Annotated in this window: 13 protein-coding genes; 8 read left to right on the top strand and 5 right to left on the bottom strand. The window is 70.4% G+C overall.

Features of this window, described 5'->3' with window-relative positions; all coding sequences use genetic code 11:
• Positions 1 to 169: 169 nt before the first annotated feature.
• Positions 170 to 1,576 (bottom strand): tryptophan--tRNA ligase, encoded by a 1,407-nt coding sequence (locus NON22_RS11180; protein ID WP_257387012.1) that lies wholly within the window; start codon positions 1,574 to 1,576, stop codon positions 170 to 172.
• Positions 1,577 to 1,745: 169 nt separating this feature from the next.
• On the opposite strand from NON22_RS11180, the gene NON22_RS11185 reads away from it, so the two are divergent.
• Positions 1,746 to 2,075 carry a YegP family protein gene (locus tag NON22_RS11185; RefSeq protein WP_257387013.1) on the top strand — a complete coding sequence of 110 codons (330 nt, stop codon included), beginning with the start codon at positions 1,746 to 1,748 and terminating at the stop codon, positions 2,073 to 2,075.
• Positions 2,076 to 2,202: 127 nt separating this feature from the next.
• Entirely contained in the window at positions 2,203 to 3,009 is an 807-nt protein-coding gene (locus tag NON22_RS11190) for a hypothetical protein (RefSeq protein WP_257387014.1), read from the top strand.
• 445 nt (positions 3,010 to 3,454) lie between these two features.
• Here NON22_RS11190 and rocF read toward each other — a convergent pair whose 3' ends face one another.
• Both rocF and NON22_RS11200 read right to left on the bottom strand, forming a co-directional pair.
• Positions 3,455 to 4,375: an arginase gene (gene rocF / locus NON22_RS11195; RefSeq protein ID WP_257387015.1), complete on the bottom strand. Its 921-nt coding sequence runs from the start codon at positions 4,373 to 4,375 to the stop codon at positions 3,455 to 3,457.
• Between the two features lie 89 nt (positions 4,376 to 4,464).
• Complete coding sequence (locus tag NON22_RS11200) at positions 4,465 to 4,815, bottom strand: Hpt domain-containing protein (protein ID WP_257387016.1); 351 nt, start codon at positions 4,813 to 4,815, stop codon at positions 4,465 to 4,467.
• A 160-nt stretch (positions 4,816 to 4,975) separates the two neighbouring features.
• Between NON22_RS11200 and NON22_RS11205 the strand changes: the two genes are divergently transcribed.
• From NON22_RS11205 to mprF, 6 genes are all read left to right on the top strand, one after another.
• Entirely contained in the window at positions 4,976 to 5,692 is a 717-nt protein-coding gene (locus tag NON22_RS11205; protein WP_257387017.1) for a DUF937 domain-containing protein, read from the top strand.
• A gap of 91 nt (positions 5,693 to 5,783) precedes the next feature.
• Positions 5,784 to 6,212 carry a peptidoglycan-binding protein LysM gene (gene lysM / locus NON22_RS11210; RefSeq protein ID WP_257387018.1) on the top strand — a complete coding sequence of 143 codons (429 nt, stop codon included), beginning with the start codon at positions 5,784 to 5,786 and terminating at the stop codon, positions 6,210 to 6,212.
• Between the two features lie 508 nt (positions 6,213 to 6,720).
• Positions 6,721 to 7,680 carry a threonine/serine dehydratase gene (locus NON22_RS11215; RefSeq protein WP_257387019.1) on the top strand — a complete coding sequence of 320 codons (960 nt, stop codon included), beginning with the start codon at positions 6,721 to 6,723 and terminating at the stop codon, positions 7,678 to 7,680.
• Positions 7,681 to 7,900: 220 nt separating this feature from the next.
• Positions 7,901 to 9,229, top strand: coding sequence for a Xaa-Pro dipeptidase (pepQ, locus tag NON22_RS11220; RefSeq protein WP_257387020.1), 1,329 nt, complete (start codon positions 7,901 to 7,903; stop codon positions 9,227 to 9,229).
• A 162-nt stretch (positions 9,230 to 9,391) separates the two neighbouring features.
• Positions 9,392 to 10,081: a hypothetical protein gene (locus NON22_RS11225; RefSeq protein ID WP_257387021.1), complete on the top strand. Its 690-nt coding sequence runs from the start codon at positions 9,392 to 9,394 to the stop codon at positions 10,079 to 10,081.
• Between the two features lie 151 nt (positions 10,082 to 10,232).
• Entirely contained in the window at positions 10,233 to 12,851 is a 2,619-nt protein-coding gene (mprF, locus tag NON22_RS11230) for a bifunctional lysylphosphatidylglycerol flippase/synthetase MprF (RefSeq protein ID WP_257387022.1), read from the top strand.
• 49 nt (positions 12,852 to 12,900) lie between these two features.
• On the opposite strand, the gene NON22_RS11235 is transcribed toward mprF, so the two are convergent.
• Together NON22_RS11235 and NON22_RS11240 are read right to left on the bottom strand one after the other, a co-directional pair.
• A complete protein-coding gene (locus NON22_RS11235) occupies positions 12,901 to 14,259 on the bottom strand; it encodes an AcvB/VirJ family lysyl-phosphatidylglycerol hydrolase (protein WP_257387023.1) in 1,359 nt (452 codons plus the stop codon).
• A gap of 148 nt (positions 14,260 to 14,407) precedes the next feature.
• Positions 14,408 to 14,820, bottom strand: a 413-nt coding sequence (locus NON22_RS11240; protein WP_257387024.1) for a M24 family metallopeptidase, incomplete at its 5' end; no start/stop codon positions are given.

The raw sequence follows: 14,820 nt of genomic DNA on the forward strand, positions 1-14,820 counted from the left end.
GGCCGGCGCCGGCGCGAGCTGCACGATGCCGACCGCAGCCGGCGGCTTGCCGACCGCGTGCGCGGCGACGGCGGCGAGCAGGCCGGCCGACGCGGCGACGGCCCGGAGCAGAGACCCGCAACGCTTCATGCGCACATCCGGAATGAGTCCGCGAACGACCGTCGCGTTCTTACTGCGCGAGCGCCGCGAGCGCCTGCTCGACGTCGGCCGCGACGATGCCCGGGCCGAGCACATAGACGCCGCCGGCACCGTTCAGCGACGCCGCCGCGCGCAGCGACGCGATCGACTGGCCGGCGTCCTTCGGCGATGCGTAGCCGTCGCTCTGCAGCAGCAGGCGGCCGTCGGCGTCGAGCAGCTTGAAATAGAACTTGCCGTCGGCTTCGCGGTATTGCTTGAACTGCGGTCTCGCGGACTTCTTGTCGGCTGCAATGGCGGGCGTGCCAAAACCACCAGAACTCTTCTCTACAACGGCGACGGCACCAGCAGGCATGCCGAAAGCAGCGTGACTTCCAAATTCACCAGGAGGGACCGAATCTGGATGGATTTTCTGCACAGGCACCACGAAAGAGCGAAGGCCGACAGCTTCGCGCAGCTCGGCGAGGAACGGCGCCGCGATCGATCGCGCGCGCGCGGCGCCGGCCTGCAGGATTTCCTCGATGCGCGCGGGCTGCGCGATCAGCTCCTCGTATTTCGCGCGCATCGGCGCGATGTCGCGCTCCAGACGCTCGAACAGCCGCTGCTTCGCCTCGCCCCAGCCCAGCCCGTCGAGCAGCGCGGTGCGGAATTCCACGGTTTCGGCATGACTCGCGACGGCCGCGAAGATCGGCATCAGCGCGGTGCTGTCGGGATCCTTGGGCTCGCCGGGCAGCCGCGAATCGGTGACGATGCGAGCGATCGATTCCTTGAGCTTCTTTGTTCCGCCCTCGAACAGCGGGATCGTGTTGTCGTAGCTCTTGGACATCTTGCGTCCGTCGAGACCCGGCAAGGTCGCGACGCTTTCCTCGATGACGACTTCCGGCAGCACGAAGTAGTCGCGGCCGGCGCCGAACAGATGGTTGAACCGCGCGGCCACGTCGCGCGCCATCTCGATGTGCTGGATCTGGTCGCGGCCGACCGGCACCTTGTGCGCGTTGAACATCAGGATGTCGGCGGCCATCAGGATGGGATAGCTGTACAGGCCCATCGTGATGCCGGCATCCGGGTCTTCGCCGGCAGCCGTATTCGCGTCGACCGAAGCCTTGTAGGCATGCGCGCGATTCATGAGACCCTTGGCCGTGACGCAGGTCAGCAGCCAGGTCAGTTCGGGAATCTCGGGAATGTCGGACTGGCGGTAGAAATACACTTTGTCCGGGTCCAGGCCGCAGGCCAGCCAGGTCGCCGCGATCTCCAGGCGCGAGCGCGCGATGCGCGCCGGGTCGTCGCACTTGATCAGGGCGTGGTAGTCGGCCATGAAATAGTACGATTCCACATTGTCGTCGCGGCTCGCGGCGACGGCGGGACGGATGGCGCCGACGTAGTTGCCGAGGTGCGGCGTGCCGGTCGTGGTGATGCCGGTGAGGATGCGGGTCTTGCTCATGACGGGACTGCAGCCTGGGGGCCGGCCAGTGTACGGCAAGGCTCCGGCCGGCGCGAAAGCGCGCCTGCTCATGAGCGGCCGGGGCCGATACGCTCCTCGACTGGCGAGGCGGCCGGCGCCGCGGGATACTCCGCGGCACAGGGGATCCGCATCGCTCGAGGAGCTTCCAATGGCAGGCAAGTTCACGATCTTCACCGGTAAGAGCGGCAAGACCTACTTCAACCTAAAAGCCGGCAACGGCGAAGTCATCCTGGCCAGCCAGGGCTACGTGGACAAGAGCGGTGCGCGCAACGGCGTCGAATCGGTCCGCACGAACGCGGCCGACGCGGGGCGCTTCGAGAAGAAGGTCGCCGGCAACGGCAAATTCCATTTCAGCCTCAAGGCCGGCAACGGCCAGGTCATCGGCAACAGCGAGATGTACGACAGCGAGAAGGCGCGCGACGCCGGCATCGCCTCGGTCGCGAACAACGCGCCGGGCGCCGCCCTGGTCGAGGAGTGAACCCCGCGGCGAAGCTGACCCGCGCCGAAACGCGTTCCGACGCGGCGCCCCCCGGACGCCGGCCTGGGCTAACCCCGCGCCGGCGGTGCCGCCGTTTGACCGGGCGCCTTCCTTCCGGAGATCCGCCATGTCCCTGCGCCGCCTGTTCGCCCTGGTTCCGCTCGCCCTGCTCGCCGCCGGCTCCGCCGAAGCCGGCCGCCTCGTCGAACTGCAGATCGTCGACCGCGAATCCGGCGCGATCCTGCCGCAATATCCCCACCGCGGCGACTATTTCGTCGCCGGCGCGCCGGGCCACCGCTACGCGGTGCGCCTGATCAACCGCGGCAACGAGCGCGTACTCGCCGTGCTCTCGGTCGACGGCGTCAACGCGGTCAGCGGCGAGACCGCCGCCACGGACCAGACCGGTTACGTGCTGGATCCCTACGAAACCACCGAAGTCGCCGGCTGGCGCAAGAACATGGACGAGATCGCCGCATTCGAGTTCACGAGCCTCGGCGAATCCTATGCGGCGCAGACCGGGCGCCCCGGCAATGTCGGCGTCGTCGGCGTCGCCGTGTTCCGTGAGCGCGCGCCGCGGCCGGTCTATCGCAACAAGCTCGGCCCGGCCAGCGAAGGCGAAGCCAAGCGCGCGCCCGAACTGCCGGCGGCCTCGGCACCGGCCGGCAGCGCCGGCGCGGCGCAGGATTCGATGGCGCGGCGCGAAGCCGCGCCGGTGCAGGAATCGCTCGGCACCGGCCACGGCCAGCGCGAGGACAGCAGCGCGACCTATACCTCGTTCCGCCGCGCGAGCGACCGCCCCGCGGAAGTCCTCTCTGTGCGCTACGACAGCTGGCGCAACCTCGTCGCCCGCGGCGTCATTCCGCGTCCGCGCCCGCAGCCGGATCGTCCGGATCCGTTCCCGGGCAAGTTCGTGCCGGATCCGCCGGTGCGCTGAGCGCCGGTCCAAGGCCTGCGCCGGCGGCTCCGGTCCGCGTGCCGTACCGGCGAAGAGGCACGCGGCGCGATTGAAAATTTCGGGTGGAATTCAACCGCCCGCCGCGCCGGAGCCTGCGGCGGACGAAGGCGAATCCGGCCCGCTTCGCCCAGGAACGAAAACGGCGCCGTGTGAGAACGGCGCCGTTCGCTGTTCCGGGCCTCGGCGGCGGGCACGGACCCTCCGCCGGCACGACGAGCGGACTGCTCGTCAGGCCCTGGCGTCCATGGCGATGCTCGCGCCAAGGCGACCGCCGCCGACGCTTTTCGAAACCGCCGACGTTTCCAGCCAAGCACGAGCGGACCGGCGTGCGCGGAGTACAGGAGCCGGAATCGGCGTGCGCACGCCGCGTGAAGGCTGCGCAAGGTTTCCGGAATGTGATGAATCGTGACGCCTCGACCGGCGGTCATTCGCGCATCAGGGTCGACTTGCCGAACAGGCTCTCGACCAGGTCGACGGCGAGCTTGGCGGTCATGTTGCGCTTGTCGAAGGCCGGATTCAGTTCGACGATGTCGAGCGAGCCGACGCGGCCGGTGTCGGCGATCATTTCCATGACGAGCTGGGCCTCGCGGTAGTTCGGCCCGCCGCGCACGCGCGTGCCGACGCCGGGGGCGATCGCCGGGTCGAGGAAATCCACGTCGAAGCTCACGTGCAGGTGGGTGTCCGCGTCGACGCCTTCGAGCGCTTCCTCCATCGCGCGCTTGACGCCGATCTCGTCGATGTAGCGCATGTCGTAGATGTCGAGGCCGACGTCGTGGACGAGCTTCTTCTCGCCGGGGTCGACCGAGCGTATGCCGATCTGGCGGATCTGCTCGGGCCTCAGCGCCGGCGCGCTGCCGCCGAGCTCGGTCAGCTCGCGCGGGCCGTAGCCGCAGAGGCAGGCCACGGGCATGCCGTGGACGTTGCCCGACGGCGTGATGACGCTGGTGTTGAAGTCCGCATGGGCGTCGAGCCAGAGCACGCGCAGCTTGCGGCCGTTCTCCCCGCACCAGCGCGCGGCGGCCGTGATCGAACCCATCGCGAGGCAATGGTCGCCGCCGAGCATGACCGGTAGGTGGCCCCTGGCGAGCTCCGCATAGACCGCGTCGAGCACCTGGCGATTCCAGGCCACGACCTCGGCCAGGTGGCGATAGCCGTCGCGCGGCGGCTGCCACGGGTTCATCGGCCCGACGAGGTTGCCGCGGTCGACCACGCGCAGTCCGCGTTCCTCCAGCGCCGGCGCGATGCCGGCGACGCGCAGCGCCTCCGGGCCCATGGACGCGCCGCGGTGGCCGGCGCCGATGTCGGTAGGCACGCCGATCAGGGAAACGGGGGGATGGGACGTCATGGCTGCCTCGCTGCGCCGCCGGGCGGCCGATCGGGGAAACGGCAAGCATAACGTCGGCTCGGCGAGGGCCGCCAGCCGCCGCGCAACGCTCAGCCCGGCGGCAGTTCCGACTCGCCTGCGCGGTCCAGCGCGTCGACCAGCGCATCGACGGGGCCGGCCAGCGCGGCGACGAGCGCCGTCGCGGCGATGCGGATTTCGGGATCGTCGTTGCGCAGCCATTCGGCCAGACGCTGATCGATCGGCCGGGCCAGCGCGCCTATCGCCTCGAAGCCGTAGGCCGGCGCCGAACCGCTGAGCCGATGCACCTGCTGATGCAGTTCGACGAGCAGCGCACGTTCGTCCGGCCGGTCGCGCAGCCGTTGCCACTGCGCGCGCACGTCGGCGGCTTTCTGCGGCAGCGAATGCAGGTAGCGCAGACGCAGTTCTTCGAGCTTGTCCATGGGCTTCCTGCAGCGGAACACGGTGACGGCGTCGGGCGCACGCTACGCGCGGCGGCTGCCGGATGCCATTCAGGCGCGGCGAAACGTTACATCTTTTCTCGTCTGCTGCGAATTCTCCGCGCGGTGGTAGTGTGTGCTCCCCTGCAATCGGGAGAAGGTCATGAGTGGACTGGTCGACGCGGTACTGGCGCAGATCGGCGACGACGAAGTCGGCGCGATAGCGCAGCGATTCGGAATGAGCCCGGGCCAGGCCCAGGCCGCGATAGAACAGACCCTGCCGCTGATGGTCGGCGCCATGGCGCGGAACGCGTCGACGCCGGACGGCGCCGAAGCGCTGCACACGGCGCTCGGTGATCACGTCGGCAACGATCTCGGCGGCCTGCTCGGCGGATTGCTCGGCGGCGGCGCCGCCAGCGGCGGTGGCGGCGGACTCGGTTCGCTCGGTTCGCTGGCCGAGGCCGTACTTGGCGGTATGGGTGGAGGAGCAAGCCAGAGCGCCGCGGCGGCGCCCGGCGGCAACGACATGCTCGGCGGCATCGGCGGCGCAATCCTCGGCCACATCTTCGGCAACAAGCGCGGCCAGGCCGAACAGGGCCTGGGCCAGACCACGGGCCTCGGCGGCGCGAACGCGGGTCAGCTCATGGCCGTGCTCGCGCCGATCGTCATGGCCGTGCTCGCACGCATGAACCAGCAGCGCGGGCTCGGACCGGGCGGCCTCAGCGACATGCTCGGCAACGAGACCCGGCGCACGCGCGAAGCCGGCGGCATCGGCGGCGGACTGCTCGGCGCAGTGCTCGACCGCGACGGCGACGGCGATGTGGATTTGTCGGATTTGTTGAATGTGGGCGGCAGCGTCATCGCCGCCACGCGGCGTTGATCCGGCCGGCGTTCTGAACGAGCATCGGCTCCGGCCGCCGCAGCCGGGTTCCGATGCGTTCGGTGTTTTTCCAACTTCAGGAGACGAGACGATGGGACTGTTCGATTTCATCAAAGACGCGGGCGCCAAGGTGCTCGACACGGTCGCCAACCCGGCCAAGGCGCCGGAGCAGATCAAGCAGCACATCGAAAAGGAAATCGGCGTCAAGGACGTCGACGTGCAGTTCATCGACGGCACGGTCAAGATCAGCGGCGACGCCGCGACCCAGGCCGACAAGGAGCGCCTGATCCTCGCCGCCGGCAACATCAAGGGCGTGGAGAAGATCGAGGACAACATCGCCGTCAAGGAAACCGGCGCCGAGGCGCGCATGTACACGGTCAAGGCCGGCGACACCCTCGGCAAGATCGCCAAGCAGTTCTACGGCAACGCCAACGAGTACGAAAAGATCTTCGAGGCGAACAAGCCGATGCTCAAGCACCCGGACAAGATCTATCCGGGGCAGATGCTGCGCATACCCTGAGATTGCGAGGCAACGTGGGCAGCGCGGTTTCCATGCCCTGCTGCTCGTCTCCACAACCCCGCTGGTCGCGCGCAACGCGACCAGCCGGCCCCTTGACTCAAGGGGCCTCCAAGAACCAAGCGACCGGAGCGACGTTCGCTGCGTCGCTCTTGTGCCGTTCCGCAATTCCCCACAACCCCCGCTGATCGCGCGCCGCGCGCGCGATCAGCCGTCCGGCCCGCTGGGCGTTCAGAGCGATCGGAACCTGCGGTTCCGAGCGATCACTCTTCACCCCCTCGACTCAAGGGGGCAAAAAAAAAAGGCGGCCGGAGCGACGTTCGTTGCGTCGCTTTTGTGCCGTTCCGCACTTCCAAAACCCGCTTCGCTCGCGATGCGCGCGATCAGCTGCTCCTTGACTCAAGGTTCTGGCGGGTCCGTTCCGCGCAGCCGCTTCCCCAACCAAAGACCGGTGCCGCCGTATGCGCCACGACGGCATACTCGGCGCTTCATCGCTTCGACGGCTCGCACCATGAACGACAGCAACGAACCCCTGCCGGCGCTGCCGGGCCGCCACGACGTCGAAGCGGCGGCGGCGCGCATCCGGGGACACGTGCGCGTGACGCCGGTCGTGGAGCCCGGCGCGGGGTTCGCCGACGGCGGCGCACAGGTGTTCCTGAAGCTCGAATGCCTGCAGCACAGCGGTTCGTTCAAGCCGCGCGGCGCGTTCAATCGCGTGCTCGCGCAGGCCCAGCTGCCGGCGGCCGGGCTGATCGCGGCGTCGGGCGGCAACCACGGCGCGGCCGTGGCCTATGTCGCGCGCGAGCTCGGCCTGCGCGCCGAGGTGTTCGTGCCGGAGATCGCGGCGCCGGCCAAGATCGCGCGCCTGCGCGACTACGGCGCGACCTTGCGCATCGGCGGCCGTGACTATGCCGAAGCGCTCGCGGCGAGCCGCCTGCGCCGCGACGAGAGCGGCGCGCTCGAAATCCATGCCTACGACGAATTCGCCGTGGTCGCCGGCCAGGGCACGCTGGCGCGCGAACTCGAACGGCAGGCCGGCGAGCTCGATACCGTGCTCGTCGCGGTCGGCGGCGGCGGACTGCTGGCCGGACTGCTCGCCTGGCACGGCAGCGGCGTGCGCGTCGTCGCCGTGGAACCGCAACGTAGCTGCGCGTTGCACGCGGCGCTCGCTGCCGGTGCAACCTGCGACGTCGAGGTCGGCGGCGTCGCGGCCGATTCGCTCGGCGCGCGGCGCGTCGGGCGCATCGCGTTCGCGCTCGCGCAGGCGAACCGGCTGACGAGCGTGCTCGTCGACGACGACACGATCGTCGCGGCGCAGCGCCGGCTCTGGTCGCAGCTGCGCGTCGTCGCCGAACCCGGCGGCGCGACGGCGCTCGCGGCACTGCTCGGCGGCGCCTACCGCGCGCAGCCCGGCGAGCGGGTCGGCGTCATCGTCTGCGGTGCGAACACCGATCCGGGACTGGTCGCCTGAGCCGATCCCGCCGGCCGCGGGGGGATCCGCGCCAGGCCTGCCTCGGGCTTCGCATCTACCGACGAGCCGTACCGTTCCCGGCTGTGCAGGACGTCCGAGAGCACTGCACACGCCGCTGCGGAAACAGGTCCGGCAAGGCCGCCGCCGACCCGTGTGCGCGGCTCGCCGGCCCGCGGCCGCGCGCTCAGGCACAATCGGCCCATCATTGCCGGAGCCTCGCATGTCCACCGCCCTGCTCAGCCAGCTTTATCCCGCCCATCTGGAAACCTTGCAGAACCGCGCGCGCATCGCGCTGGAGCGCGGCGGCTTCGATCATCTCGTGATCGCCGCGGGCCAGCCGCGCTATCAGTTCCTCGACGACCTGCCGTATCCATTCCAGGTCAATCCGCATTTCAAGCAGTGGCTGCCGGTGACCCGGGCGCCGGGCTCCTGGCTCGTGATCACGCCGGGACATAAGCCGCGGCTGATCTATCTGCAGCCGCACGACTACTGGCATGTCGTGCCCGAGGCGCCGGCCGGCTACTGGGTCGAGCATTTCGACATCGTCGTCGTGCGCGAGGCCGCCGCGGCCGCGGCCCATCTGCCGGCCGATCCGGCGCGCTGCGCGATCGTCGGCGAAGACACCGCCGCCGTCGCGACGCACTGCCCGAACAATCCCGAGGCGGTGCTGAACTATCTGCATTTCCATCGCGCCTGGAAGACCGGCTACGAGCTCGCGATGATGCGCGTGGCCTCGCATCTCGGCGCGCGCGCGCACCGCGCGGCCGAAGCGGCGTTCCGCGACGGCGCGTCGGAGTACGCGATCCAGATGGCCTACCTCGGCGCCGCACGCGAGACCGAGAACGAACTGCCGTACAGCAACATCGTCTGCCTCAACGAACACGGGGCGGTGCTGCACTACACCAACCTCGAACGCAATCCGCCGCTCGTCTCGCATTCGCTGCTGATCGACGCCGGCGCCAGTTTTCATGGCTATGCCTGCGACATCACGCGCACCTACGCGGGCGCCGACGCGGCGGAATTCCGCGAGCTCGTCGATGCGGTCGACGGGGCGCAGCGCGGCTTTTGCGCGCGCGTACGCGCCGGCGCGAGTTATCCGGAACTGCACGTGCACGCGCATCACGTGCTCGCCGGCATCCTGCGCGATCACGGCTTCATCCGCATGAGCGCCGAGAGCGCGGTCGAATCCGGCGTATCGAGCGCGTTCTTCCCGCACGGCCTCGGCCACTACATCGGCCTGCAGGTGCACGACGTCGGCGGCTTCCAGGCGGCCGAAAGCGGCGGCACCCTCGCGCGGCCGGCCGGCCATCCGTATCTGCGGCTCACGCGCACGATCGAGGCCGGCCAGGTCATGACCATCGAACCCGGCATCTACTTCATCGACCTGCTGCTGGCCGAACTGAAACAGAACCCGGCCGCCGGCGACGTGGTCTGGGACAAGGTCGACGCGTTCCGCAAATACGGCGGCGTGCGCATCGAGGACGACGTGGCCTGCACCGCCGGCGACCCGGAGAACCTCACGCGCGACGCCTTCGCCGCCTTGAAATGATCCGGCCCGGCGCGACTTGCCGCGGTAGGTCCGTGGACGCGGCGAACCGCCGGAGGCGGCATCTGAGCGTCGCCGGTCGCCGGAGTCGCGCGCAGAACAGCCGGACGTCGGAGCCCGGCCGTGGACAGTTGTTCAGACGTTCCTGGGGGGCGAACGGTCGGCATGGGTGAATCACGGATCTTCAATCGCGACCGGGAAGTCGAGCGCCGCCGGCGCCTGATCGAACGCCTGCATTCGCCGCGCCTGGCCATGGCGCTGATCACCGCGCTGACCGCGGCCTGCGGCCTGCTCGGTTCCTACGCGCTGCTGCACGCCGGCCTGGGCACGATGGCGCTGCGCTATCCGGTCGCCGTCGGCATCGCGTATCTCGCGTTCCTCGGCCTGCTCTGGTGCTGGCTGCACTGGCGCGACGCCGAAGCCGATACCGACATCGACCCGGCCGACCTGATCCCCGACGGCAGCGGCGGCGGTTCGAGTCATCACGCCGCCGACCTGCATGACGGCGGCACGGCCGACTCGGGCTGGGATCTCGGCGACGTCGGCGACGGCGAAGGCGCCGTCATCGGCGTCGTCATCGTCGCGGCGGTCGCGCTGTTCGCGGCGGTGTTCGCCGCGTTCTCCATCATTTCGGCCGCGCCGGTGCTGCTGGCCGAGCTGCTCGTCGACGTGGCGCTCGCCGGCGGCCTGTACCGGCACGTGCGCAGCATCGACCGCGATCGCCACTGGCTCAGGACGGCGCTCGCGCGGACCTTCTGGCGCTTCGCCGTGGTCGCGGCGCTGTTCGCCGCCGCCGGCTGGATCGCCGCGCGCCTCGTGCCGGGCGCCGACTCGATCGGCGATCTGCTGCACTGAAACCCGGCGTACCGCGGGCGTCCGGGATGCCGAACCATCAGCGCCAGCCCGTGTCCATGCCCGGCGCGGCGCGGCATCATTCGCCCCGGCGGGCGCCGCCGGCGGCGGATCTGCCGACGCCGCGCCTGACGCCGGACAACGGGATTCTGCGATGACTGCTTCACTCACGGACGACACTGCCGCACCGGCCGCCTCGCGCTGGGCGTTCCTGCGCTGGCTGATTCCGCTGGCCTTCCTGCTGATTACCGGTTGGATGGTCTGGCGCGAGCTGGCCAGCTTCGACCTGCCCCAGGTGCAGCGCACCCTCGTCGCGGTGCCGACCGTCGAGGCGCTCGGCATCGCCGTGTTCGCGCTGCTCGCCGTCGGCCTGACCGGCCTGGTCGACCTGCGCATCGCGCGCTGGCTCAAGCTGGACGTGCGCAACGGCGAACTGTTGCGGCTCGCGCTGATCGCCAATGCGCTGGCCAACACCATCAACCTGTCCGGCGCCATGGGCGCCGGCGTGCGCCTGATCGGACTGAACGGCCGCGGCATCGACCTGCCGCGCACGGCGACATTGATCGGCATGCAGGCGCTGTCGCTGCCGCTCGGGCTGTCGGTGCTCGTCGCGGCGAGCCTCGTCAGCGGCAACTTGCCGCTGATACCGGGCACGGCGACGCGCTGGCTCGCGCTGGCGGTGCTCGTCGCCGCGAGCCTGTATCTGCCGCTGTACTTCGTGCTCACGCGCCAGCGCCGGCTCATGCGCTGGCTGCCGGCCGAGCAGCCGCTGCCGAGCCTCGCGCTGCGCCTGGAGCTCAGCGCGCTGTCGCTGCTCGACTGGCTGCTGGCCGCGGCCACCCTGTATGTCTGCCTCAATGTCAGCGGTGCAGCGGTCACGCCGCTGGAATTGCTCGGCGCGTTCGCCGGCGCATCGGTGCTCGGCCTCGTCAGCCTCGTGCCCGGCGGCCTCGGCGTGTTCGACGGCCTGCTGCTGCTGGCCTTGGGCCAGACCCACGACCAGGCCGCGATCGTCTCGGGCCTGTTCCTGTTCCGTCTCGCCTATTACCTGCTGCCGCTGTTCGTCGGCCTGTATCTCGGCTCGGGCCTGCTCGCCGACCGGCTGCCGCAGCTGACGCGGCTGCGCGCGCGCCTGGCCGGCCATCCGCTGTACGGCCTGCTGCAGCTGCCGGCCGGCCTGCTCGCCGATCTCGGCATACGCCTGCTCGCGATCTTCACCTTCGCCGCCGGCGCGCTGCTGCTCGCGTCGGCCGCGATACCGGGCCTGCACGAACGGCTGCGCGCGGCCGGCCAGTACCTGTCGCTGCTCACGCTCGAAAGCTCCTACTGGCTCAGCGTGCTGACCGGCGTGCTGCTGCTCGGCCTGGCCCGCGGCATCGACGGCCGCCTGCGCGTGGCTTACCGGCTGACCCAGTTCGTGCTCGCGTTCAGCGCGCTGCTGTCGCTGGCCAAGGGCCTGCATTTCGGCGAGGCGCTGTTCCTGCTCGGCGTGGCCGTGCTGCTGCGCTCGCGCAAGAGCGCGTTCAGCCAGCGCGCGATGCCGCTGGGCTCATTCACGACGGCGGGCTGGATCGCCGGCCTGCTCGCCGTCGTCGTCGTGTTCTTTGCGGTCGGCGTCGCCGCGGTGCTCGGCGACGATTCGTTCGACCTGTTCTACGTCGGTTTCAGCGAGCATTCCTCGCGGCTCGCGCGCGGCCTCGTCGCCGCGGCGCTCGGCGTCGCGATCTATCTGATCTGGCAGAGCTTCGCGGTGCGCCGGGCGGCGCCGCCCGCGCCGTTGCGCAGCGAGCTCGAGGAAGCGCGCGCGCTGTACCGCGCGCACGGCGGCGGCGAGTTCGGCCATCTGAGCTTCATGGGCGACAAGTCGCTGTTCTGGGCCGGCGACCGCCAGGCCGTCGTCGCCTACGGCACGATCCGCGACCGCCTCGTCGCGCTCGGCTCGCCCTGCGGCAGCGAGGCCGCGGTGTCGCGCGCGATTCTCGATTTCCGCCGCTTCGCCGACAGCCAGAACAGCGTGCCGGTGTTCTACGAAGTGCTGGAGCCGGAGCTGTCGCGCTTCCACGACCACGGCTTCGACCTGTTCAAGCTCGGCGAGCTCGCGACCATCAAGCTCGAGGAATTCTCGCTGGCCGGCAAGCGCTGGGAGGACCTGCGCCAGGCGGTGAACCGCTCGGCCAAGGAGAATCTGCGCTTCGAGCTGCACGAGCCGCCGTTCGACACGGCGCTGCTGGCCGACGTGCAGCAGGTCTCCGACACCTGGCTGGCCGACAAGGGCGGCAGCGAGAAAGGCTTCTCGCTCGGCCGCTTCGATCCGGCCTATCTGGCCTGGGGGCCGCTGGCCCTGGTCCATCACGGCGAGCGCCTCGTCGCGTTCGCGAACGTGCTGCCGCCGTACGGCCGCAACGGCACGATCAGCGTCGACCTCATGCGCCACGTGCCCGACGCGCCGCGTTCGAGCATGGACTTCCTGTTCGCGCGCGTCCTGCAGTGGGCGCAGGAGCAAAAGTTCTCGCGCTTCAGCCTCGGCATGGCGCCGCTGTCCAACGTCGGCGCGAATCCCTACGCGCGCATCAACGAACGCCTCGCCGCACTCGCGTTCCGCTACGGCAACAGCCGTTACAACTACCAGGGCATACGCCGCTACAAGGAAAAATTCCGCCCCGACTGGACCGGCTCCTACCTCGCCTATCCGCGCGGCCTCTGGGTGCCCGGCCTGCTCGTCGACGTCGCGGCGCTCGTCGCGGGCGGGTACCGCAGGCTGCTGAAGGGCTGAGCGCCGGCGCGCCGCCCGCGGGCGCGACCGCTGCGCTGCGGAGGGCTGCTCAACGCCGCAACGGCCAGTTCTGCAGCAGCAGCTTGCCGAGGCCGCTGTAGTCGCCGTCGTAGTGGTGGCCGCCGGGCAGGTGCAGCACGTGCACGTTCTCGCCGGTCAGCTTCGGGCAGACGCTGTCGTCCTCCTCGTCGCCGTGCAGGCAGTAGGCCGGCACCGGCGACTTGACCAGTTCGGGCGCGATCGGCAGTGCGCCTTCGTGGTGCGCGCCACCGAACCAGTCGCCGACCTTGACCTCGAACACGGCCTCGTCGTCGGGCGAGATCATGAACTGCAGATCGACCTTCTCGCGCGCGGCCTCGGGCAGGCGGTTGAACACCACGGGCACGAGGCTCGCGCCGAACGAGTAGCCGACGAGCGCGAAGCGCGCATCGGGATGGTCGGCCGCGTAGTGGCCGATCACGCGCGCGACTGCGGCCGCGGCGTCGTCGGGCGTGCGCGCCTGCCAGAAGAATTTCAGGGTCGAGAAGCCGACCACCTGCACGCCGTCGGCCGACAGCGCCTCGGCCACGCCCTGGTCGAGACCGGCCCAGCCGCCGTCGCCGGTCAGGATCACGGCGATGCGGCCGTTGGCCGTCGCGGTCGGCACGATCTCGGTCAGCGGCAGGTCGGCCACGTCCTGCGGCAGCGGTTCGCGCCGGCGCGCCTCGCGCCGGTTCCAGCGCTGCAGCGAATTGACCAGCGCGGTCGGACCGGCCGACGCGACGCGTCGACCGACGTGATCGCGCAGCTGCGACAGATCGCGGCCGATGCCGTCGATGGTCGACCCCGGCGCGAACGGCCGCGGCAGCCAGGGATTGCCGAGCCGCGCGACCGGCACGACGCGGAAACCGTGCCTGCCGTCGGCGGCGGTGGCCTCGCCGGCGTCGCCGGGACACAGCGGCTTGTGCAGGCGGAACGCGAAATCGAAGCCGAGCGTCGCGAGGCCGTCGAACGTGCCGGCCGGCGCCTGCGCCGCGACCGCATAGGCCAGGCTCGCGCCGCGGTCCAGGCCGATCAGCCACGGCGCGGAGTAGTCCACGAGGTTCTCATGACGCTGTATCCAGTGGCTGACTTCCTCGACGTGGGCCGCCGGATAGGCGCAGTCGCTCTTGATGCTTTCGAGCTGCTTCAGATAGCTCGGCAGGTCGATGCCGACGACGAGGCTGCCGGCCGAAGCGAGCGCATCGGCATAGGCGTCCTCGCGCGCGTCCCAGCCGTTCGCGTCGGACAGGAACAGCACGGTCTGCGCCGCGGTCTGCGCCGGCCGCGCCAGGTGCAGCTCGCCGAACAGGCCGTAGTGGACCGGACTGGTCGCCGCGGCGGCGTCGACCGGCAGCGCAGCGAGCAGCAGGACGAGGAGGTTTCGCATCAGGCCGACTTCCTTTGCAGGTCCGAACGGAAGGCATTGCGCCGCACGGCGACGCCGCGCGAGCGCCGCGACGACGGGAAGCCGCCATCGCGAACCGGCGCAGACCGCAAGGACCGGCTGCAGGTTCCGGCGAAGCCGAGGCGCATCGTCAGCCCGCGGCGGCCATGTACGCCTCGATATCGGCGACCGTGCGCGGCACCCCGACCGTCAGCAGCTCGGGCGCGCCGCGCGTCACGGCGATGTCGTCCTCGATGCGGATGCCGATGCCGCGCCAGCGCGCCTCGACGTCGGCCGCGTCGGGCGCGACGTAGATGCCGGGCTCGACGGTCATGACCATGCCGGGCTCGAGCTGGCGCGGTTCGCCGTCGACGCGGTAGTCGCCGACGTCGTGCACGTCCAGGCCGAGCCAATGGCCGGTCTTGTGCGGGAAGAAGCGTTTGTAGGCGCCGCTGGCGACGGCCTTCGCCGGCGGCCCGGCGATCAGGCCGAGCTCGCAGAGGCCGCGCGCGATGACCTCGACGGCAGCCTCGTGCGGCGCGGTCCAGGCGCGGCCGGCGCGGG

Origin of the sequence: Tahibacter caeni (genome assembly GCF_024609805.1) — a bacterium.
In the GTDB taxonomy this organism is placed as follows: Bacteria; Pseudomonadota; Gammaproteobacteria; order Xanthomonadales; family Rhodanobacteraceae; genus Tahibacter; species Tahibacter caeni.

Excerpts from the sequence above, each read along its gene's own strand:
- NON22_RS11205 (WP_257387017.1), top strand. The coding sequence starts at position 4,976 with ATGAGTGGACTGGTCGACGCGGTACTGGCGCAGATCGGCGACGACGAA.
- NON22_RS11185 (WP_257387013.1), top strand. The coding sequence starts at position 1,746 with ATGGCAGGCAAGTTCACGATCTTCACCGGTAAGAGCGGCAAGACCTAC.
- NON22_RS11235 (WP_257387023.1), bottom strand. The coding sequence starts at position 14,259 with ATGCGAAACCTCCTCGTCCTGCTGCTCGCTGCGCTGCCGGTCGACGCC.
- NON22_RS11225 (WP_257387021.1), top strand. The coding sequence starts at position 9,392 with ATGGGTGAATCACGGATCTTCAATCGCGACCGGGAAGTCGAGCGCCGC.
- NON22_RS11190 (WP_257387014.1), top strand. The coding sequence starts at position 2,203 with ATGTCCCTGCGCCGCCTGTTCGCCCTGGTTCCGCTCGCCCTGCTCGCC.
- NON22_RS11215 (WP_257387019.1), top strand. The coding sequence starts at position 6,721 with ATGAACGACAGCAACGAACCCCTGCCGGCGCTGCCGGGCCGCCACGAC.
- lysM (WP_257387018.1), top strand. The coding sequence starts at position 5,784 with ATGGGACTGTTCGATTTCATCAAAGACGCGGGCGCCAAGGTGCTCGAC.
- rocF (WP_257387015.1), bottom strand. The coding sequence starts at position 4,375 with ATGACGTCCCATCCCCCCGTTTCCCTGATCGGCGTGCCTACCGACATC.
- mprF (WP_257387022.1), top strand. The coding sequence starts at position 10,233 with ATGACTGCTTCACTCACGGACGACACTGCCGCACCGGCCGCCTCGCGC.
- NON22_RS11200 (WP_257387016.1), bottom strand. The coding sequence starts at position 4,815 with ATGGACAAGCTCGAAGAACTGCGTCTGCGCTACCTGCATTCGCTGCCG.
- pepQ (WP_257387020.1), top strand. The coding sequence starts at position 7,901 with ATGTCCACCGCCCTGCTCAGCCAGCTTTATCCCGCCCATCTGGAAACC.
- NON22_RS11180 (WP_257387012.1), bottom strand. The coding sequence starts at position 1,576 with ATGAGCAAGACCCGCATCCTCACCGGCATCACCACGACCGGCACGCCG.